The 20,182-nt window shown below is 73.0% G+C and carries 19 protein-coding genes; 4 read left to right on the top strand and 15 right to left on the bottom strand.

The genetic code is table 11. The features are described 5' to 3' along the window. Positions 1 to 58 precede the first annotated feature (58 nt). Genes PGN05_RS03235 through PGN05_RS03225 form a run of 3 tightly spaced genes read right to left on the bottom strand, consistent with a single transcriptional unit; the run spans position 59 to position 3,787 of the window. Positions 59 to 1,183, bottom strand: a complete 1,125-nt coding sequence (locus tag PGN05_RS03235) for an NDMA-dependent alcohol dehydrogenase (RefSeq protein WP_419751082.1) — start codon at positions 1,181 to 1,183, stop codon at positions 59 to 61. 10 nt (positions 1,184 to 1,193) lie between these two features. Beyond that, a complete protein-coding gene (locus PGN05_RS03230) occupies positions 1,194 to 2,672 on the bottom strand; it encodes an aldehyde dehydrogenase family protein (protein ID WP_419751081.1) in 1,479 nt (492 codons plus the stop codon). A gap of 11 nt (positions 2,673 to 2,683) precedes the next feature. Continuing rightward, entirely contained in the window at positions 2,684 to 3,787 is a 1,104-nt protein-coding gene (locus PGN05_RS03225) for an NDMA-dependent alcohol dehydrogenase (RefSeq protein ID WP_419751084.1), read from the bottom strand. Between the two features lie 400 nt (positions 3,788 to 4,187). Here PGN05_RS03225 and PGN05_RS03220 point away from each other — a divergent pair, with 400 nt between their 5' ends. The 3 genes from PGN05_RS03220 (at position 4,188) to PGN05_RS03210 (ending at position 6,608) form a co-directional block, all read left to right on the top strand. After that, positions 4,188 to 4,946, top strand: coding sequence for a CoA transferase subunit A (locus PGN05_RS03220; RefSeq protein WP_419751080.1), 759 nt, complete (start codon positions 4,188 to 4,190; stop codon positions 4,944 to 4,946). Further along, a complete protein-coding gene (locus PGN05_RS03215) occupies positions 4,946 to 5,623 on the top strand; it encodes a 3-oxoacid CoA-transferase subunit B (protein WP_419751079.1) in 678 nt (225 codons plus the stop codon). The genes PGN05_RS03220 and PGN05_RS03215 overlap by 1 nt, the downstream gene beginning before the upstream one ends. 79 nt (positions 5,624 to 5,702) lie before the next feature. Further along, on the top strand, positions 5,703 to 6,608 hold the full coding sequence (locus tag PGN05_RS03210; protein WP_419751078.1) for an SDR family NAD(P)-dependent oxidoreductase: 906 nt from the start codon (positions 5,703 to 5,705) through the stop codon (positions 6,606 to 6,608). Between the two features lie 186 nt (positions 6,609 to 6,794). On the opposite strand, the gene PGN05_RS03205 is transcribed toward PGN05_RS03210, so the two are convergent. The 9 genes from PGN05_RS03205 to PGN05_RS03165 form a co-directional block, all read right to left on the bottom strand. After that, positions 6,795 to 7,727: an SDR family NAD(P)-dependent oxidoreductase gene (locus PGN05_RS03205; protein WP_419751077.1), complete on the bottom strand. Its 933-nt coding sequence runs from the start codon at positions 7,725 to 7,727 to the stop codon at positions 6,795 to 6,797. 149 nt (positions 7,728 to 7,876) lie between these two features. Then, positions 7,877 to 8,101, bottom strand: a complete 225-nt coding sequence (locus PGN05_RS03200; protein ID WP_419751076.1) for a hypothetical protein — start codon at positions 8,099 to 8,101, stop codon at positions 7,877 to 7,879. Then, on the bottom strand, positions 8,098 to 9,159 hold the full coding sequence (locus PGN05_RS03195) for a hypothetical protein (protein ID WP_419751075.1): 1,062 nt from the start codon (positions 9,157 to 9,159) through the stop codon (positions 8,098 to 8,100). The genes PGN05_RS03200 and PGN05_RS03195 overlap by 4 nt, the downstream gene beginning before the upstream one ends. Continuing rightward, positions 9,156 to 9,704, bottom strand: a complete 549-nt coding sequence (locus tag PGN05_RS03190) for a UGSC family (seleno)protein (protein WP_419751074.1) — start codon at positions 9,702 to 9,704, stop codon at positions 9,156 to 9,158. Before PGN05_RS03190 ends, PGN05_RS03195 begins: the two co-directional genes overlap by 4 nt. Positions 9,705 to 9,721: 17 nt before the next feature. Then, positions 9,722 to 10,858: an ABC transporter ATP-binding protein gene (locus PGN05_RS03185; protein WP_419751073.1), complete on the bottom strand. Its 1,137-nt coding sequence runs from the start codon at positions 10,856 to 10,858 to the stop codon at positions 9,722 to 9,724. Next, complete coding sequence (locus PGN05_RS03180) at positions 10,855 to 11,958, bottom strand: ABC transporter ATP-binding protein (RefSeq protein ID WP_419751072.1); 1,104 nt, start codon at positions 11,956 to 11,958, stop codon at positions 10,855 to 10,857. The genes PGN05_RS03185 and PGN05_RS03180 overlap by 4 nt, the downstream gene beginning before the upstream one ends. Beyond that, positions 11,955 to 12,848, bottom strand: a complete 894-nt coding sequence (locus PGN05_RS03175; protein ID WP_419751071.1) for an ABC transporter permease — start codon at positions 12,846 to 12,848, stop codon at positions 11,955 to 11,957. Before PGN05_RS03175 ends, PGN05_RS03180 begins: the two co-directional genes overlap by 4 nt. Next, complete coding sequence (locus tag PGN05_RS03170; RefSeq protein ID WP_419751070.1) at positions 12,835 to 13,875, bottom strand: ABC transporter permease; 1,041 nt, start codon at positions 13,873 to 13,875, stop codon at positions 12,835 to 12,837. Before PGN05_RS03170 ends, PGN05_RS03175 begins: the two co-directional genes overlap by 14 nt. Beyond that, entirely contained in the window at positions 13,872 to 15,485 is a 1,614-nt protein-coding gene (locus tag PGN05_RS03165) for an ABC transporter substrate-binding protein (protein ID WP_419751069.1), read from the bottom strand. Before PGN05_RS03165 ends, PGN05_RS03170 begins: the two co-directional genes overlap by 4 nt. Before the next feature lie 344 nt (positions 15,486 to 15,829). Here PGN05_RS03165 and PGN05_RS03160 point away from each other — a divergent pair, with 344 nt between their 5' ends. Beyond that, complete coding sequence (locus PGN05_RS03160; RefSeq protein ID WP_419751068.1) at positions 15,830 to 16,690, top strand: IclR family transcriptional regulator; 861 nt, start codon at positions 15,830 to 15,832, stop codon at positions 16,688 to 16,690. 40 nt (positions 16,691 to 16,730) lie between these two features. Here PGN05_RS03160 and PGN05_RS03155 read toward each other — a convergent pair whose 3' ends face one another. The 3 genes from PGN05_RS03155 to PGN05_RS03145 all read right to left on the bottom strand — a co-directional run bounded on the left by PGN05_RS03155 (position 16,731) and on the right by PGN05_RS03145 (position 20,119). Beyond that, the gene (locus PGN05_RS03155; protein WP_419751067.1) at positions 16,731 to 17,735 is read right to left on the bottom strand and encodes an amidohydrolase family protein; all 1,005 of its coding nucleotides are present in this window, start codon (positions 17,733 to 17,735) and stop codon (positions 16,731 to 16,733) included. A gap of 10 nt (positions 17,736 to 17,745) precedes the next feature. After that, positions 17,746 to 18,840: a zinc-dependent alcohol dehydrogenase gene (locus PGN05_RS03150; RefSeq protein ID WP_419751083.1), complete on the bottom strand. Its 1,095-nt coding sequence runs from the start codon at positions 18,838 to 18,840 to the stop codon at positions 17,746 to 17,748. A gap of 157 nt (positions 18,841 to 18,997) precedes the next feature. Next, the gene (locus PGN05_RS03145) at positions 18,998 to 20,119 is read right to left on the bottom strand and encodes an alpha-hydroxy acid oxidase (protein WP_419751066.1); all 1,122 of its coding nucleotides are present in this window, start codon (positions 20,117 to 20,119) and stop codon (positions 18,998 to 19,000) included. Between the last annotated feature and the right edge of the window lie 63 nt (positions 20,120 to 20,182).

Genomic DNA, 20,182 nt, shown 5'->3' with positions numbered 1-20,182 from the left:
GCCGCCGGCACCCGAGGGTGCCGGCGGCCACGTCTGCGGCCCGGGGAGGGTCCCCGACTCACTCCCCGTGGAGGATGACCCCGCGGATGTTCTTGCCGTCGGTGAGGTCCTGGTAGGCCTCGTTGACCTGCTCGAGCTCGTAGGTCCGGGTGACCAGCTCGTCGAGCTTGAGCTGGCCGGCCCGGTACAGGCCGAGCAGGCGCGGGACGTCGTAGAGCGGGTTGCAGTCGCCGAACAGCGCGCCGCGGACCTGCCGCTGGTAGCCGATCAGGGCGCCGGCGTGGAAGTGCGCGGCCTTCTCGGTCAGCTTGCCGACGCCGGTGATGGTGACCTTGCCGCCCTTGCCGGTCATCTGCAGCGCGGAGTTGACCATCTCCTCGGTGACCACGCCCGGGGTGAGGATGGCGTGGTCGGCCAGCTGGCCCCAGGTGGTCTCGACGACGAAGTCGTGCGCCTCCTTGGCCGAGGCGAAGGCGTGCGTCGCACCGAAGACCGACGTCGCCATCTCGCGCTTGTACTCGACCGGGTCGACGACGACGACGTTCTTGGCGCCGGCGTACCGGGCGCCCTGGACGGCGTTGCTGCCGACGCCACCGGAGCCGAACACGACCACGGTGTCCCCGGCGCGGACGCCGGCGGCGTAGACCGCCGAGCCCCAGCCGGTGGGGACGCCGCAGCCGACGAGGCAGGCGACCTCCCACGGGATGTCGTCGGCCAGCGGGATGGCCGCCCACTCCGAGATCACCGCGTACTGCGAGAAGGAGCCCACGGTGCAGAAGCCGCCGAGGTCCTCGTCGCCGAGGTGGAAGCGGAACGTGCCGTCGAGGAACATGCCGGTGCCGGCGTTGAGCCCCTTGACGCACATGTTCTGGTGCCCGGTCGAGCAGGGCCGGCAGGCGCCGCAGGCCGGGATGTAGGAGCAGATGATCCGGTCGCCCGGCTTGACCCGGGTGACGCTCGGGCCGACCGACTCGACGATGCCGGCCCCCTCGTGACCGCCCACCACGGGCATGCGCACCGGCGCGTCGCCCTGGGTGATGTGGTCGTCGGAGTGGCACAGCCCCGAGGCGACGAACTTGACGCGGACCTCGTGCTCCTTGGGGTCGTCGAGCTGGAGGTCGACGAGCTCCCAGCCGCGGTGGGCGGCGCGGGCGATGGCGGCGCGGGTCGTGATGGTGCTCATGCGATCCCTCTCAGTTCCCGGTGCCACGGAGGGACACGGTCTTGACCTGCGTGTACTCGAGCACCGCGTCGGCGCCCATCGACCGGCCGAAGCCGCTGCGCTTGTAGCCGCCGAAGGGGCCGCCGATGACCCCGGCGCCCAGGGCCGCGTTGACCGCCACCTGGCCGGCCTGCAGGCCGCGGGCGAACTTGACCGCCTTGCCCACGTCGCGGGTCCACACCGAGGCGACCAGGCCGTAGTCGGTGCCGTTGGCGACCTCGAGGGCCTGCTCGTCGTCGTCCACCGGGGTGACCCCGAGGACCGGGCCGAAGATCTCCTCCTGGTGGATCCGCATGGCCGGGTCGACGTTGTCGAACAGGGTCGGCTCGACGAAGAAGCCGCGCTCGAACTTGTCGCCGGACGGGCGGCCGCCACCGAGGACGAGGTCGGCGCCCTCCTCCTGGCCCAGCTCCATGTACTTGAGCACCCGCTCGTGCTGCTTGGCGTTGATGAGCGGGCCCATGTTGACCTGCTCGTACCAGGGGCCGACCTTGACCTGCGACATGTGCTCGGCCAGCCGCTGCACGACCTCGGACTGGATGGAGCGGGCGACCACCACCCGCGAGCCGGCCGCGCAGATCTGGCCGGTGTTGAGGGTGATGCCGCGGGCGATCGCCGGGATCGCGGCGTCCAGGTCGGCGTCGGCCAGGATGACCTGCGGGGACTTGCCGCCCAGCTCCAGGTGCAGCGGGGTGAGGTTCTTGGCGCAGGCGGCCATGATCAGCTCACCGGTCTGCGGGGAGCCGGTGAAGCCGATCCGCCGGATCCGCGGGTGGGCCGGGATGGCGGCGCCGGCCTCGTGCCCGTAGCCGGTCACGACGTTGACGACGCCCGGCGGGATGCCCGCCTCGAGCGCCAGCTTGGCCAGTGCCAGCGGGGTCAGCGGGGCGTCCTCGGCCGGCTTGAGGACGATCGTGTTGCCGGCGGCGATGGCCGGGCCGACCTCGGTGACGAACATCGGGCCGGGGGCGTTCCACGGGATGATCCCGCCGACCACGCCGTAGGGCTCGCGGAGGGTGAGGCCGAGGGCGTCGGGGGTGTAGGTGGGCAGGGACAGGCCCTGCACCTTGTCCGCCTGGCCCGCCGTGAAGCGCAGCTGGCCGGCCATCGGCGGCGGGCCCCAGTGCGGGCGGCCGACCTCCTGGGACTCGAGCTGGTCGAGCTCGGCGAGGTTCTCCTCGATCAGCTGCGCCCAGCGGAACAGCAGCGCGGCGCGGGCCGTGGCGTTGGTGTCGCGCCACGCGGGGAAGGCGGCCTCGGCGGCGCGGACGGCGGCGTCCACGTCGGCCGCGGTGCCGCGGGGCACTCGGGCCAGCAGCTCGCCGGTGGCCGGGTTGATGACGTCGATCGTCTGGCCGCTGGCGGCGGGGACCCAGTCGCCGCCGATGAGCTGGGCGTTGTCGATGAGGAGGGGCGACCCGGACGTGGTCGCGGGAGGGGCGATGGTCATGGGTGCTGTCCTCAGTGCTCGTGGATGATGACGCCGCGGATGTTCTTGCCGTCGAGCATGTCCTGGTAGCCCTGGTTGACGTCCTCGAGCTTGTAGGTCCGGGTGACCAGCTCGTCGAGCTTCAGCTTCCCGGAGCGGTACAGGCTGAGCAGGCGCGGGACGTCGTGCAGCGGGTTGCAGCCGCCGAAGATGCCGCCCTGGATCCGCCGCTGGTACCCGATGAACATGCCGGGGTGCTCGTTGACCCAGCCGTTGCCGACGGCGGTGACCGAGACCTGGCCGGTCTTGCCGACGACCTGCAGGGCGTCGGCGATGACCTCGTCGTGGAGCACGCCGACGGTGATGATGGCGTGGTCGGCCAGCTCGCCCCAGGTCGCCTCGACGACGAACTCGTGGGCCTCCTTGGCCGAGGCGAAGGTGTGGGTGGCGCCGAAGACGGTGGCCATCTCGCGCTTGAACTCGACCGGATCGACGACGACGACGCGCTCGGCACCGGCCAGGGCCGCGCCCTGGACGGCGTTGGCGCCGACCCCGCCGGAGCCGTAGATCACCACGGTGTCACCGGCCTTGACGCCGGCGAGGTGCACCGCGCTGCCCCAGCCGGTGGGGACGCCGCAGCCGACGAGCGCGGCGATCTCGAACGGGATGTCGTCGGGGATCTGGATGACGGAGTACTCGCTCACCACTGCGAACTGAGAGAACGTGCCGAGCACGCACAGCCCGCCGAAGTCCTCGCCGTCCTCGTGGAAGCGGAAGGTGCCGTCCGGGAACATGCCGGTCGAGGCGTTCTTGCCCTCGTCGCAGAGGTTCTGCCGGCCGGTGGAGCAGTAGCGGCACTTGCCGCAGGCGGGGATGAAGGAGCAGACCACGTGGTCGCCCACCTTCACCCGCGTGACGCCCTCACCGACGGCGTCGACGACGCCGGCGCCCTCGTGCCCACCGACCACCGGGAAACGCATCATCGCGTCGCCCTTCTGGATGTGGTCGTCGGAGTGGCACATCCCGGCCGCCATGAACTTGATGCGGACCTCGTTGGCCTTGGGGTCGTCGAGCTCGAGCTCGGTGATCTCCCACGGCCGACCAGGCTCACGGCAGACCGCGGCGCGCGTGGTCATCGTCACTGGGGACTCCTCTCACTTCTGGACGTCGGCCGCTGCGGGGGCGCTCGGTGACGGCGGACACGTGTCGGCCAACCATGCGCTGCGCGAGCGCGCTCCCCGGCCGGGCTCCACCCTGCGCGGCCGGGGTGGTGCGGACCACAGGACTTCCCCATCACGGAAGACCGCGCGGTCAGCCGGGGCCTGCGCCGCCCGTGGCCCGCGTCTCCTTTCCGGGACGTGGAAGGGGTGCTTATGCCCCCGGGATGCGGCTGGTGGACTCTCCCCGCTCGACCGACGTCGGCCGATCCCGGCCGTACCGGTCCCCGGACCCCGCGCCCGCCCGCCGCTCCGGCAGCGCCGCCGGCCGGTCCGCCGCCCGTGCCCGTGGAAGGACCCTGTCCGTGGAGGACCACCAGTGATCGACAAGTTCCGCGAGGACCTCCTGGCCGTGGTGGATGCCGTGCCCTCGGGCGCCTCCATCGCCGTCGGCGGCTTCGGCAGCTCCGGGCGGCCCGACGGCCTGCTGGACGCGCTGTGCGAGCTGGACAAGCGCGACCTGCACGTCTACGTCAACAACGTCGGGCACGACTTCACCGGCGTCGGCCGGCTGCTGCACCAGGGGCGGCTGCGCCGGGTGACGGCGTCCTTCCCGATCCTGCAGGAGTTCTACGACGAGTACTTCGCCGGCAAGGTGGAGCTCGAACTGATCCCCCAGGGCACCCTGGCCGAGCGGATGCGCGCCGGCGGCGCCGGCATCCCGGCCTTCTTCACCCCCTCGGGCGCGGGCACGATGCTCTCCGACGGCTCCTTCACCCTGCGCTACTCCCCCGACGGCGGCGTCGCCGAGCACGTGCCGGCGAAGGAGACCCGCCTCATCCAGGGTCGCGAGTACGTGTTGGAGGAGGGCATCGTCGCCGACTTCGGCTTCGTCAAGGCGCACCGGGCCGACCGCAAGGGCAACCTGCGGTTCCGGCTCTCGGCCCGCAACTTCAACCCGATGGCGGGTATGTGCGGGAAGACCACGTTCGCCGAGGTCGAGCGGATCGCCGAGGTCGACGAGATCCACCCGGACGACGTCCACCTCCCGGGTGTGTTCGTGGACGACGTCGTCCTCTCCACCGGCAAGGCCCCCGCGACCGAGGACACCACCGCGACGACGAGGAAGGCCTCCTGATGACCGGCACCGTCAACGCCACCGCCCCCGCCCCCGTCGTGGGCCGCACCCGCGAGGGCATCGCCGAGCGGCTGGCCCAGGACCTGCAGGACGGCTATGTCGTGAACCTCGGCGTCGGGATCCCGCTGCTGGTGCCCCGCTACCTGCCCGAGGACAAGGAGGTCGTCCTCCACGCGGAGAACGGCGTCCTGGGCATCGGCGGGGACGCCGACCCGCACGAGGCGGACCCCGACCTCACCGACGCGGGCAAGCAGCCGATCACGCTGATCCCCGGCGCGGCCATCACCGACTCCGCGCTGTCGTTCGCGATCATCCGCGGCGGCCACCTGGACGCCACCATCCTCGGCGCGCTGCAGGTCTCGGCCTCCGGCGACCTGGCCAACTGGTACGTGCCGGGCCGCAACCCCGCCGTCGGCGGCGCGATGGACCTCGTCGCCGGGACCCCGCAGGTGTGGGTCGCCATGGAGCACGTGGACCGCAAGGGCCGGCCCAAGATCGTGCAGGAGTGCACGATGCCGCTGACCGGCCACAAGTGCGTCACCCGCATCTACACCGACCTGGCCGTCTTCCACGTGGTCGACGGTCAGCTGCGGCTGGTCGAGTGCGCACCCGGCGTCAGCCCGGACCACGTGCGCGAGCACACCGCCGCCACCTACACGGAGGACCTGGCCGGCTGACCCCGGCCACCGTTCCAGCTCTCCGGGCCCGCACCGCCGTCCGCGGTGCGGGCCCGGACCATCTCAGCGAGGAGAAGACATGCAGGACGTCGAGGGCAAGGTCGCGTTCATCACCGGCGGGTCGAGCGGCATCGGCCGCGGCATCGCCCTGGCCTTCGCCCGGGCCGGCATGCGCGTGGTGATCAGCGGCCGCAAGCAGGAGCACATCGACGAGACGACGGCGGAGTTCGCCCAGGCCGGTCTCGAGGTCGACGCCGTGACGCTCGACGTCACCGACCGCGACGCCGTGGAGCGCGCCGCCGACGCGACCGAGCGCCGGTACGGCCGGGTCGACGTGCTGGTGAACAACGCCGGCATCGGCCTCACCGGCCCGGTGATGGGCGCGACCCCCGCCGACTGGGACTGGCTGATCGACGTCAACATCAAGGGCGTCGGGCACGGTCTGTCCGCCTTCGTGCCGCGGATCCAGGCGCACGGCCAGGGCGGGCACGTGGTGAACACCGCGTCCATGGCGGCGCTCATGCCGATCGTCGCGGGGCTGTACTCGATGACCAAGGCGGCGGTCGTGGCCCTGTCCGAGGCACTCGCGATCGAGCTGGCGCCCGACGGGATCGGCGTCTCGGCCTACTGCCCCGGCCCGGTGCACAGCAACATCGCCGGTGCGGTGGCCCGCCGTCCCGAGCAGTACGGCGACAGCGGCTACACCCCGCCGCCGGCGGAGTTCCTGGAGCGGGCCAAGAGCCAGCCGTACATGAGCTACGTCGAGGCCGGGGAGCGGGTGCTGGCCGGCGTCCGCCGCAACGACCTGTTCATCCTGACCCACCCGGAGTTCAAGGCCGGCGTCCAGGACCGGTTCGACACCACGCTGGCCGCCTTCCCCGACGAGCCGATCAACGAGGAGCGGGCGGCCGTCATCCCCTTCCTCACCTCGCACACGATCTACGCCCCGGAGAAGCGCCTGCCCTCCCCGCGCTACGAGGGCTGACCGCACACCCGCCAGACGACAGAGGCCGGCCCCGCCACTCGGCGGGGCCGGCCTATGTCGTGCCGGGGTGTCGGGAGACGCCGCGCCGGGGGTTCTCCCGCGGACGCTCGTGCTCTGCCCACCACCGTGGGCAGAGCACGAGCACCGGGCGGCCCAGGTGGCCGCCGCGGGTGGCCGCCGCGCAGGTCAGGGGGCGGGGGTGTCGTCCAGGGGGATGAGCGGGACGGGGCCGGCCAGCTCGTCGGGGTCGGCCGGGAAGTAGGCGAAGTTCTTCGCCCGCGCGCCGCCGTCGACGACCAGGTCGGTGCCGGTGATCAGCCGCGCGTAGTCCGAGGACAGCCACGCCACCGCGTGCCCGATGTCGGTCGGCGTCCCGGTGCTGCCCATGGGGACCAGCGGCGGGCGCTCGCCGCTCCACCGCGCCGGCCGCCGCCACGGCTCCTCGCCGGTGCCGCCGCCCAGGCCGCCGCCCTTGCGGCCGGCGTTGAGCATGTCGACCGGCCGGCCCTGCGCCTGCAGCTGCGCGACCAGCTCGGGGTTGTCGATGGTCGGCGCCGTGGGCGTGTAGGAGTTGACCCGGATGCCGTAGGGCGCGAGGTCCATCGCGGCGGCCCGGACGAAGTTGTTCACGCCGCCCTTGTTGAAGGCGTAGGCGATGACGCCGGCCGAGCCGTTCCACCCGTTGGACGACGAGATGCAGACGATCGAGCCGCGGATGCCGCGCTCGGCCATCGCCCGGCCGACGATCTTGGTGTTCAGGAAGTACCCGAGGCCGGAGACCTTGATGGAGCGCTCGAAGGTCTCGGCGTCCTCGTCGAGCACGCCCTTGCCGCCGAGCATCGCGGCGTTGTTGACCAGGATGTCGATCCGGCCCCACTGCTCCAGGACCGCGTCCACGTAGCCCTGCACGGCGGCCTCGTCGGTGACGTCGCCCGGAGCGGCCATCGCCTCGCCGCCGTTGCGCTCGATCCGCGCGATGGCGGCCTTGATCACGTCGTCGCTGACGTCGTTGCAGGCGACCTTGGCGCCGTACTTGGCCAGGGCCAGCGCGATGCCGCTGCCGATGTTGGGGCCGACGCCGGTGACCAGCGCGACCTTCCCCTCGAGGGAGATCTCCACTCCGTGCTCCGTTCGGTTCTCGGCTGCAGCGGCGCTGCAGGGGGGTGCGAGGGGCACGCCTGGGACCCGGGGGCGGGGGTACCCCCCCGCCCCCGGCTCCTCCGGCGGATCCGGGCGGTGCGCGGTCAGCCGCGACCGCCCGGCGCGGATCAGTCGGTCGGGTAGGTCAGCCGGATGCTCTCCGGCTGCACGCCGAGCACCGGCGCCAGCATCGACTGCATGAGCGGCTTGGGCACGAGGCACTCCTCGCACGCGTCCGGTCCGGCGACGATCTGCACGTTCGCGGCGTCGCCCTGGACGTCGACGTCGAGGCGGTAGTCGTCGGCCTGCAGGGTCTGCTTCAGCTGGTCCAGCTGGGCCTGGTCGATGCTCACGGGGACACCTCTCGGAACGCGGCCGGCGCGGAGCCGGCCGACCAACGGACGGGGACGGAGCGGCCGGACCACGCGGCCCAGCCGAAGGGGCGGAAGACCATGGAGATGGCGGCGTTGGCCGCACCGGCGACCACCACGGGGATCGCCTCCGGCGACGGCATCATGCGCACCACCCCATCCTCCCCGGTGGCGCCACCGCCCTTGCCCGCGGCGACCAGCTCGTCCTCCGTGTGGGTGGCGTGCTCGAACAGCCACCGCTGCACGTCGGCGCGGCTGTAACCCGCGTCGGCCAGGGTGTGGGCGTGCTCGGGGCCGAGGACCAGGCCGCCGCTGGAGTGCCGGACGCCGAGGTAGGCGCCGATGCGGGCCAGGGAGTCGGCGAAGTCCTGCAGCACCGCCTCGGCGCTCTCGGTGTGCCGGTTGTCGACGTACTCGCAGTCGCGGATGAGCATGGCCGACACCGCGTCCACGCCCGGCTCGAGGCCGCCGACGACGCTGAGCGGCTCCCACGGCGAGAGCTCCTCGTGCTCGCCGATGAGCAGCTGCCAGCGGCCGGGCACGCCCTGGGTGGCCTGCTCCAGCTCCTGCGGCTTGATGCCGTAGCCGTTGCGGACCAGCAGCCCGATCGCGCGGGCGATGGTGGCGTTGGCGCGAAAGCCCGGGCCGAGGACGCCGCCGGCGGAGTTGATGCCCAGCCGTGCGCGCATCGGGCCGTTGGCCACGAGCAGCGGCGCCGGCCCGCTGGTGGACTGCCAGGCGCCGCCGTTGGTCGAGGGCTCGCCGTTGAGCGCGTCCCACGCGGCCAGCACGACGGGGAAGTACTCCGGCTCGCAGCCGGCCATGATCGCGTTGACCGCGGCTTGGCGGACGGTGACCCGGCGGTTGAGGTGCTCCTGGGCGCCGATGACCTCGTCCGGGTCCCGGTCGGTGGTCGCGAGGAACGCGTCCATGTCCTCCTGGGTGGCCGGGACGACGGGCAGCCCGTCGGTCCAGCCCTGCTCGTAGCAGTAGCGGATCGCCTCCGCCGCCGTCCGCGCCCGGTCGCCGACGGCCGTCACCGGGCCACCGCGTGCCGGGTCAGCATGCCGACGATCTCCGGCAGCGCCCGGACGGCGCGCTCGCGGACGCCCTCGCGGGACAGGCTCGCGACCGGGTGCGCCGTCGTCACGTAGGCGTAGCCGGGGGTGCCCTGCAGCTGGGCCATCGCGTCGGCGCTCACCCGGAACGCGTCGCTGCAGATGACCGCGGCCGGGATGCCGGCCGCCTCCAGCTGCAGCCCGTCGGCCACCGCCGAGGCGCTGCACGATCCGCAGTCGCCCACGCCGACCACGACGACGTCGGTCTCGCCGCGGAGCTCCTCGAGCATCTCCGGCGGGGCCGGGTGGACGATGCTCGGCTTGGTCCGGGTCAGGACGGTCGTCACCCCGTGCTCGGACTCCAGCAGCGCCGACACCTCCTCGAGGAACTCGGCGGCGTTGCGCTTGGTGTTCACGAGCAGGCCCAGCCGCAGGCCGGCCAGCCCGCCGGGGCGGGAGGCCAGCGCCGTGCGGCCCCGCTCGTCGCCGGGGGCGCCCACCGTGGGGTCGATGATGTCGTCGAACACCGTTCGTCTCCTCGCTGCTACAGGGCCGGGGCCGCCGGCGGCGCCGCGGGGGCGCCGGCCGGTGGGGCGTCGGTGACCCCGTCGGGGCCGGCGAGGGTGGCCCCGCCGGTCATCCGCGGGACCTCGGGCATGGGCAGGTCCAGCGGGAAGTGGCAGGCCACCCGGTGGGCGGGCTGGTGCTCGACCAGCGCCGGGGCGACCTCCGCGCACTTGAGCTGCGCCCGGGGGCACCGCGTGCGGAACCGGCAGCCGCTGGGCGGGTCGATCGGCGACGGCGGCTCCCCGGGCAGCGCGACCGGCTTGTGCGCCCGTCCGGTGACCGGGTCCACCCGCGGGATGGAGTCCAGCAGCGCCGCCGTGTAGGGGTGCAGCGGCTGGCGGTACATGGCCTCCGACGGGCCGATCTCGGTCAGCTGGCCCAGGTACATGACCGCCACCCGGTCGCTGACCTGCTTCACCATCGCCAGGTCGTGGGCGATGAACAGGTAGGACAGGTTCATCTCGCGGCGCAGCTTCTCGAACAGGTTGAGCACCTGCGCCTGGATGAGGACGTCGAGGGAGGACACCGCCTCGTCGGCGACGATCAGGGCCGGCTCCAGGGCGATGGCCCGGGCGATCGCCACCCGCTGGCACTGGCCGCCGGAGAGCTCGAACGGCCGCCGCCGGGCGTACTGGGACGGGTCGAGGCCGACCAGGTCGAGCAGCTCCTCCACCCGTCGCTTGCGGGTGTCCGCGGTGCCCCAGCCGTGGCCCCGCAGGGGCTCCTCGACCAGCTCGTTCACCCGCCAGCGCGGGTTCAGCGAGCCGAACGGGTCCTGGTAGACCATCTGCAGGTGCCGGCGGGAGGACTTGAGCTCCCTGCGGCCCAGCGTCATGAGGTCCTTGCCCTGGAACTCCACGACGCCGGACTTCGGCCGCGGCAGCTGGATGACCGACCGGGCCAGGGTCGACTTGCCCGAGCCCGTCTCGCCCACGACGCCCAGCGTCTCGCCGGGGTAGATGTCGAACGACACGTCCGAGACGGCGTGCACGACGCCGCCCTTGACCCCGCCGGCGGCCCGGACGGGGAACTCCTGGACGAGGTTGCGGGCGCTCAGCAGCGGGGTGCGCGCCTCGGCCCGGTCGCCGGTGGTGCGCTCCTCGACGGCGGTCATCGCTGGTCTCCGTTCGCGGGGGCGGCGCCGACACCGACGGGGTGCCAGCAGGCCCACGAGTGCTGGGGCTCGTGCTCGGTGAGGGGCGGGGACTCCAGGCACGTGTCGGTGGCGTTGGAGCACCGCGGCCGGAACGGGCAGCCCTTGGGCAGCGCGGAGAGGTCCGGCGGCTGCCCGGGGGTGACCTCGAACAGCGAGTGCGGCTCGCGGTCCAGGGCGGGGATGGCACCGAGCAGGGCGTGCGTGTACGGCATCCGGACGTTGGCGAACAGCGTCGTCGTCGGCGCCTGCTCAACCGCCCGCCCGGCGTACATGACGACGACGTCCTGCGCGTAGCTGGCCGCCAGGCCCAGGTCGTGGCTGATCATGATGACCGCCATGCCGAGCCGCTGCTGCAGCTCGACGAGCAGCTCCATGATCTGCGCCTGGGTGGTGACGTCGAGGGCCGTGGTCGCCTCGTCGGCGATGAGCAGCCGCGGCTCGCCGGCCAGCGCGATCGCGATCATGACGCGCTGGCGCATGCCGCCGGAGAGCTGGTGCGGGTACTCGTGGAACCGCCGCTCGGCCGCGGGCAGCCGGACCAGCTTCAGCAGCTCGACCGCCCGCGCGTGGGCGCCCTTCTTGTCCAGGTCGCTGTGCAGCCGGACCGCCTCGGTGATCTGGGCGCCGATCTTCATCGTCGGGTTCAGCGACCGGGCCGGGTCCTGGAACACCATGGCGATGTCGCCGCCGCGCAGCTCGCGCATCTCCTTCTCGGGGAGACCGATGAGCTCCCGGCCGTCGAACCGGACCGACCCGGTGATCGCGGCCGTCGGCGGCAGCAGGCCCATGAGGGCGCGGGAGCTGACGCTCTTGCCCGACCCGGACTCGCCGATGATCGCCATCATCGAGCCGGGCACGAGCTCGTAGGACAGCCCGTTGACGGCGCTGATCGTGCGCCCGCCGCGGGTGAACCGGACCCGGAGGTCCTCGACCACCAGCAGCGGCTCGCCGGGCTGCGCGGCCGACCCCCGGGACGGCTTGCCGCCCGCCACCGGGTCGATGAACCCCTCAGACACCTGGACCTCCCCCGCGGCGTAGGTCGCCGTCCGCTTGCTCATCGACCGCTCCACCGTGCGCGCAGGTTCTCCCCCAGGAGGTTGAAGGCGAGGACGGTGATCAGCAACGCCACGCTGGGCCACACCACCAGCATCGGCGTGGCCGAGAGGCTCAGCTGACCGGTGGCCACCATGTTGCCCCAGCTGGGTGCCGGGTCCGGGATGCCCAGACCCAGGAAGCTCAGCGCGCCCTCGATGATGATCACGATGCCCATGCCGAGCATCCCGAAGGTGATCAGCTGCGGGGCGATGTTGGGCGCCAGGTGCTTGAACAGCATCCGGTGCGCCGGCGTCCCCGCCAGCTGCGCCGCGGCCATGAACGGCATCTCGCGCAGCCGGAGGACCGCCGAGCGGGCGACCCGGGCGAACGCGGGGATGCTGAAGAAGGCCAGCGCGAAGATCGTGTTGGTCATCGACGGGCCCAGCGCCTGCGCCACCGCGAGGGTGAGCACCAGCGACGGGAAGGCGATCAGCACGTCGAGGACGCGCATGATCAGCGTGTCGACGATCCCGCCGACGTAGCCCGACAGCGCGCCGAGCGTCCCGCCGATGGCCAGGCCGAGCAGGTTCACCGCCACGGCGATCCACAGCGAGGACTGCCCGCCGTTGAGCAGCCGCGACAGGATGTCGTTGCCGTTGGGGTCGGTGCCCAGGATGTGGCCCGGCGAGAGCGCCGGCTGGTTGCTCTCCAGGATGTTGCCGCCGACCGGGCTGGGCAGCGACAGCAGCGTGGGGCCCAGGAAGCAGGCGATCAGCACGAAGGCGATCAGGCCGGCCGGGATCCAGGTGCCCAGGTTGTGACCCCAGCGACGGCCGCGGCTGCCGACCTTGGCCTCGGCCTCGTCGATCTCCGGACCGATGGAGAACGACGGTGCCGGCTCAATGACTGCCATAGCGGATCCTCGGGTCCAGGACGGCGTACAGGAGGTCGACGACCAGGTTCGCCAGCACCGCGACCAGCGCGAAGATGACGACCGCCGCCTGCACGACGACGAAGTCGCGGGTGTTGATGGCCTGCAGCAGCATCTGGCCGATACCCGGCAGCGCGAAGATCTGCTCGATGATCACGGTGCCGCCGATCAGCGCGCCGAGGTTGAGGCCGACGACGGTGATCAGCCCGAACGACGAGTTGCGGAACGCGTGCTTGATGAGCACCGACCACGAGCCGACGCCCTTGGCCCGGGCCGTGGTGACGTACTCCTCCTGCTGCATCTGGTCGACCAGGTCACCGCGCAGGAACCGGGTGTAGAAGCAGAACAGCGGCAGGCCGATCGCCGCCGACGGCAGGATCATCGCCCGGAGGTTGGGCCACAGGCCGTCCTCCAGCGGGACGAAGCCGATCGCCGGCAGCCAGCCCAGGGTCACCGCGAAGACCAGCACCAGCAGCAGGGCCAGGACGTAGTTGGCGACCGACAGCCCCAGGGTGCTGACCACCATGCTGATCCGGTCCATGATCCCGCCGGGCTTGTGCGCGGCGAGCAGGGCCACCGGGATGGCCAGGGCCAGCGAGACGACGAACGCGAGGACGACGAGCTCGCCGGTCACTGGCAGCCGCTGGGCCAGGATGTCGCTCACCGGCTGGCGGCTGACCAACGAGCTGCCCAGGTCGCCGGTGACGGCGCCCTGCAGCCACTCGAGGTAGCGGACCACCCCGGGCTTGTCGAGGCCGAGCTGCTGCTCGAGCAGCGCGATGTCCTCGGGGGTGGCCTCGGGGCCCAGCAGCTGCTGGGCGGCGTTGCCGGGGATCAGGCTGAGCACCCAGAACGTCAGGATCGTGACGCCCAGCATGATCGGGATGGCCATCAGCAGGCGCTTGACGACCAGCCGGAGGACCGGCGAGCCGGTCACCCGGGTGACGCGGGAGGCCCGCGGGCCCCGGCTGTCAGCCGGGACCCGCGGGGTGGCTGCCGTGGCGGTCACTGCTCCCGCCAGACCTCGTCCCAGATGACCCCGGAGTTCACCAGGATCGGCGGGATCTTCGTGGTGAGACCCGGACCGTGCACGCCGGCGGCGGCCAGGTTCGCGGGGGCGAAGGCGAGGCCGAACGGAGCGTAGAAGTTCTGCGCGATCAGCTCGGCGGCCTGCCGGTACAGGTCGGCCCGCTGCGTCTCGTCGAGCGTCGAGGACGCGTCGCTGAGCAGCTTGTCGAGGGCCGGGTCCGCCACACCGCTGTACGGGACGCCGGAGTTGAACCGGAAGCCCACGCCGACACCGGCCGCCGGGTCCCAGGCGCCCGCGGTCTGCAGCATGGCCTGCCACTGACCGCCGGTGAACTCCTGGATGACGCCGGAGAGCTGGTAGTCGTTGATCTCGACGTCGATGCCCGCCTCCTGCCACTGCGTCTGCAGGGCGGTGTTGATCTGGGTGGCGACGTAGTTGCTGATCGTGCCGAGCCGGACGGTCAGCCCGCCGAGCTCCTGGACGAGCTCCTTGGCGCGGTCGAGGTCGAACTCCGGGTAGCCCTCGACCTCGGCCTCGTAGAAGAGACCACCGGGGCCGGTGAAGCCCTGGCTGACGTCGTAGTTGCCACCGAAGATGCCCTCGTTGATCGCATCGAAGTCGGTCGCGCGGTAGATCGCCTCGCGTGCACGGACGTCGTCGAACGGCGCGATCTTGGTGTTCAGCTGGATGACGTACGGGGACGTCGCCGGCTGGATGGTCACCTGCAGCTGGTCGTTGGCCTGCGCCTGCTCCAGCAGCGGGGTGGTGTTCAGACCCTCGTAGGCCTGCGCCTGGCCGGCCTGCAGCGCCTGGTAGGCGGGCTGGTCGCCACCGATCGACTGGAAGGTCAGCCGGTCGAGGTAGGGCAGCCCCTCCTTGAAGTAGTTCTCGTTCCTCTCGAGCTCGAGCACGGAGCTGAGCTGGTTCTCCACGACGGTGAACGGACCGGCGCCGACCGGGGTGATCTTGAAGGCGTCCTCACCCTGGGCCTGGAGGGCCGACGGCGAGGCGATCCAGTTGACGTTCGCGGCCGGGAACGAGGCCAGCACGGCCGGGTAGGGCCGGGTGAAGGCGAGCTGGACGGTCAGTGGGTCGACCACCGTGATGCCGTTCTCCGCCAGCGGCCAGGTCGGCTTGCAGGTGCAGGGGTTGGCGAGGTCGCGCTCCCAGTTGAACCGGACCGCCTCGGCGTCCAGCGGCGTGCCGTCGCTGAACTGGATCCCGTCGCGCAGCTTGACCGTGAAGGTCAGCCCGTCCTCGGAGAACTCGTAGCTCTCCGCCTGGTTGGGCGTGACCTCGGCGTTGGACCCGTCGTCATCGGCGGTCAGGAGGAACAGACCGCCGAAGATGCCCTGCATCATCGCGATGTTCGAGCCACCGGTGGTGTTGGTCGCCGGGTCGAGGCCCGCCGGCCAGCTGCCGGCGAAGGCGGCGTCCTCCAGGACGGTCAGCTCGCCGCCCTGCTGCGGCTCGCCCACCGGCCCCCCGCCTCCACCGGAGGCCGAGCCCCCGGAATCCCCGCCGCCGCCGCAGGCTGACAGCGCCAGCGCAGCGGCGGTGACGAGGGACAGGATCGTCCGTTGCTTCATGGATGTGCTCCCCTTGGGGCCTGTGAGAGTGCGGGGTGGACGGTTGGAGCTGACCGTCGAGGAGTCGCTCGAGCGGTGGCTGGGTCCAGTGACGACGGTCACTGGCGGCCGGTCCAGAGTCCGGGAGACGGCCCGTCCGCGGCTCGGTCGCTTTCGCCCCGCGGAAGACAACTTCGGCCCCTCGCCGCGGACCAGCCGGTCCGTCCCACCGGTCCTCCCGCAACCCCGGGTTGCCCCGTCGATCACCGGGCTCCGATTGACACCTCCGGCCGGCCGATCGACAGTGGCGGGGAGACGCCGTGGCCCCGCCCCGGCCGCAGCGCGCGTCCGGCTGGAGGCAGGGAGTGACCACGACCAGACCGCTCCCCCCGGGGGCGGGGCACGACGAGGAGGGCAACCGGCGGCCGGCCGCCCGGAGCGGGGAGGTCGCCACCGCCGCGGGCCGGGTGCTCGCCGTCCTCGACGCCTTCGGCCCCTCCCACGCGGCCATGACGCTCAGCGAGATCAGCCGGCGCTCGGGGTTGTCCTTGACCACGACGCACCGCCTGGTCGGCGAGCTGCGCGCGTGGGGTGCGCTGGAGCGGGCGCCCGACGGGCGCTACGGCATCGGCCTGCGGCTGCTCGAGCTGGGTGCGCTGGCCCCGCACGGCCTGCAGCTGCGCGAGGTCGCCGTCCCCTACGTCGACGACCTGCACCAGGCCACGCGGGCCAACGTGGTCCTCGGCGTCCGGGACGGGTCGGACGTCGTCTACGTGGAGGCGCTGCGGGCCCGCGGCGCGGTGAAGCTCATGAGCCGCATCGGCGGCCGCTGGCCGCTGCAGACCACGGGCACCGGCCTGGTGCTGCTCGCCTTCGCCGCCCCCGAGGTGCAGGAGGAGGTGCTGGGCGCGCCGCTGCGGCGCTTCACGCCCGAGACGGTCACCGACCCGGCGGCGCTGCGCCGCACGCTGGCCGAGGTCCGCCGGACCGGTGTGGGCATCGCCGAGAACCAGCTGGCCGCCGACGCGCCCGCGATGGCCGTCGCCGTGCCGGTGCGCGGCGCCGGGGACGAGGTCGTGGCCGCCCTGGGCGTGACGGTGGAGAAGGGCGCGGTGCAGCCACAGGCGCTGGTGCCGGTGCTCAACGCGACCGCGCGCAGCATCTCCCGCGCCCTCGGCGCGCCCTCGGCGCAGCCGAGCCTGCGCTCGGGCCGGCCGGCCCGCTGACCGGCACCGGGGCCCGTGCGGACCCCGGCGCCGGCTCCGCTCAGCGCGGCGGCGCCGTGCCCAGCCAGCGGAACGCGTTGTTCCAGAGGATGTCCTCGAGCACCTCGTCGGACAGGCCCATCGACTTCAGGGTCCGGCCGGCCGGCTCCTCCCGCGGCATCGCCGGGAAGTCCGAGCCCACGAGCAGCCGGTCGGAGCCCAGCAGGTCGATGAGGTAGGTCAGCGCCCGCCGGTCGAAGACCAGGGAGTCGTAGAAGAAGCGGCGCGCGTACTCCAGCGGGGACGGGCCATCGTCGGGCATGACGGCGCGCTCGGGGTTCTTCGGCTCCTCGTTCCACGAGCCGCCCCAGAAGTACTGGTGGCGCGGGATCATCAGCGGATAGCCGCCGGCCGCGTGGCTGAAGGAGATCCGCAGGTCGGGGCACTTGGCCGCGGTCCCGCCGGCGACCATGGACGCGGCGGCGAAGGCGCCCTCGACGCCGACGACGTAGGTGCCCATGGCCGACATCGGCAGCCGCTCGGTGGGCGAGGGCATCGCGTGCACGAAGACCGGCAGGCCGAGCCGCTCGCACTCGGCGAAGAACGGCAGGAACTTCTCGTGGCCGATCGAGGAGCCGAGGACGTTGGAGGCGATCTCCACCCCCGCGAGCCCCTGCTCCTGGATCGCGGCGAGCTCCGCGGTCGCCGCGTCGGGGTCCTGCATGGGCACCATGCCGAACGCGATCATCCGGGTGGGGTCGGCCGAGGCCAGCGTCGCGCTGAACTCGTTGACGTGGCGGGCCAGCGACAGCCCGTCGGCCAGCGGCAGGTCGTAGCGCAGCAGCGGCGGCATCGGGGTGATCACCTCGACGTCCACCCCCGAGGCGTCCATCGCCTCGATGCGGCGCTCGGCGTCGAAGAACACGTCCTTGGCCTTGAAGCGCATCTGGCCGAAGACGAGCGTGCGGGCGGTCTCACCGTCCACCGGCTCCATGGACGGGAAGCACTCCGGGGCGTCGGCCGGGTAGTCGCGGGGCAGCAGGTGGGCGTGGGTGTCGCAGAGCACGGGCTCTCCCTCAGAGGTTCGGGTGGACGGACACGTGGACGGCGTTCTCGCCGGGGACCTCGCCGGCGAGCACCTCGATGGCGTGCGCGGTGTCCTCCAGGCCGAACGTGTGGGTGTGCATCCGCTCCAGCGGGAAGCGGCGGGACTCGATGAGCGCGATCGCCTCGGCCATCGCCTTGGCGTCCACGCCGTAGGCACCTTGGACGGTGAGCGCCCGGTTGATGATCAGGTCGGTGCGGACCGGGATCTCCCGGTCCCCCTTGATCCCGGCGAGGACGACGCGGCCGCCGTGCTTGGTGGCCAGGAGCGCGTCGGTCACCGGGCCCGCGGCCATCGGCGTGAGCTCGAGGGTGACGTCCACGCCGCGGCCGCCGGTGAGGTCACGGACGCGGTCCACGACGTCCACCGCCTCGTCGCCGTCGACGACGACGGTCTCGTCGGCGCCGAACTCCCGGGCCAGGGCCAGCTTGTGGGCGTCGGCCTCCAGGCCGGTGACCACCACCCGGCCGGCTCCGGCCGCCTTGGCGGCGATCACCGCGGCGATGCCGCGCAGGCCGGAGCCGAGGACGAGCACCGTGTCGCCGAACTGGACCTGCCCGTAGTGCAGCGCCCAGCGGACGCCGGCGCCCATCGAGTTGTACATCGCCGCGACCTCGGTGGGCAGCGTCTCGTCGATCTTGTGCACGACGGCGCCCGGCGCGAGGTACATGTACTCGGCGAACCCGCCCCACAGCGAGGGCGCGACGTCCACGGGGGTGACCCCGTGCCCGCCGACCCGGTTGCGGCAGGCCTGGTAGTTGCCGGTCAGGCAGTCGAAGCAGCTCCGGCACGGGATGACGACCTCGAGGGCCACCCGGTCCCCGGGCTGCACGCCCCAGCGCTTGGCGGCGTTCTCGCCGACCTCCTCGATGATGCCCATCGGCTCGTGGCCGGGCACGAACGCCGGCATGTCCTGGCGCAGGTGGCCCTTGTAGAACTCCACGTCGCTGCCGCACAGGCCGTTGGCCTCCAGGCGCAGCAGGCCGTCGTCCGCACCCGTCTCCGGCCGGGGGAACTCCTGGATCTCGATCTTGCGCGGCCCCACCTGCACCGCGGCGCGCACCATCTGGGCCAACTCGTCCTCTTCTCTCTCCGGAGCCGGGAGCACCTCGACCGGCCCCTCGGGCGCGGCCGTGCCGCGCCGCTGCTCCTGGTTGTGCCGCCGGTCACGCTAGGTCGGCCGGCGCGGCGTCACCACGGGCCTTCCGCCCGGTGGACGACGCTCAGCGGGCGGGCAGGACCAGCCCGGCCTCGACGTCAGCGGGCGTGCGGCAGCCGGTCAGCGCGAGGGCGCGGACGAACTCGGCGTGCAGCAGCTCCAGGACCCGCTCGACGCCGGCCTGGCCCCCGGCGGCCAGCCCGTAGAGGTAGGGCCGGCCGACGAGCACCGCCCGCGCGCCCAGCGCCAGGGCCTTGAGGACGTCGGTGCCGCGGCGGACGCCGCCGTCGAGGTAGACCTCCGCCCGGCCGCCGACCGCCGCCACGACCGCGGGCAGCGCCTCGATCGTGGCCGGCACCCCGTCCAGCTGCCGGCCGCCGTGGTTGGACACGACGAGCGCGTCGGCCCCGGCGTCGAGCAGCCGCGGCACCTCCTGCGGCCGGAGCACGCCCTTGACCACCAGCGGGCCGCTCCACAGGTCCCGGACGTGGGCGAGGTCCGCCCACGTCACCGGGCGCGGCGCGGCCAGGATCTGCCGCTGGGTCGCCCAGGCCGACAGCCGGCCGCCCCGGCGGGTGGGCAGGTTGCCGCGGAGGAAGTCCACCGCCCAGGCCGGTCGGGAGGCGCCCTGCAGCAGCATCCGCGGGTGCGGCCGGACGGGCAGCGAGAAGCCGTTGCGGCGGTCGCGCTCCCGCCCGCCGAAGACCGGGGTGTCGACGGTGAGGACCAGCACCCGGTAGCCGGCCGCCGCGACCCGCTCCAGCATCGCCGGGATCTCCGCGCGGGCGGCGGGGGCGTACAGCTGGTACCAGAGGCCTCCCCCGCCGGCCCGGGCCACCTCCTCGAGCGGGAAGCCGGTCACCGTGCTCTGCACGTAGACGGTGCCGTGCGCGCGGGCGGCCGCGGCGACGGCCAGCTCCGCCCGGCGGTGCGCCACCCGCCCGCCGCCGGTCGGGGCGAGCAGCACCGGCATCGACACGCGCTGCCCGAGGACCTCGGTCGAGGGGTCGACCGGGCCGGCGTCGGCCATGGTCCGGGGGCTGAGCAGGAGCTCGCGGAAGGCAGTCTCGTTGCGGGTCAGCGTCAGCTCGTCGTCCGCCCCGCCGTCGACCATGTCGAACACCGCGCGGGGCAGCCGCCGCCGGGCGAGCTCCCGGACGTCGGCGAGGTTGACCGCGCCGCGCACGCGGCGGGGGGTGCGGGGACCCCGCGGGCCCCGGTCGCCCGGGACCCGCGGGGGTGTCGTCTC

This window comes from Geodermatophilus sp. CPCC 206100 (genome assembly GCF_048569675.1).
Taxonomy (GTDB): domain Bacteria; phylum Actinomycetota; class Actinomycetes; order Mycobacteriales; family Geodermatophilaceae; genus Geodermatophilus.
Note: the sequence above shows the minus strand (reverse complement) of the source record. Positions and strands in the feature narration are given on the sequence as shown.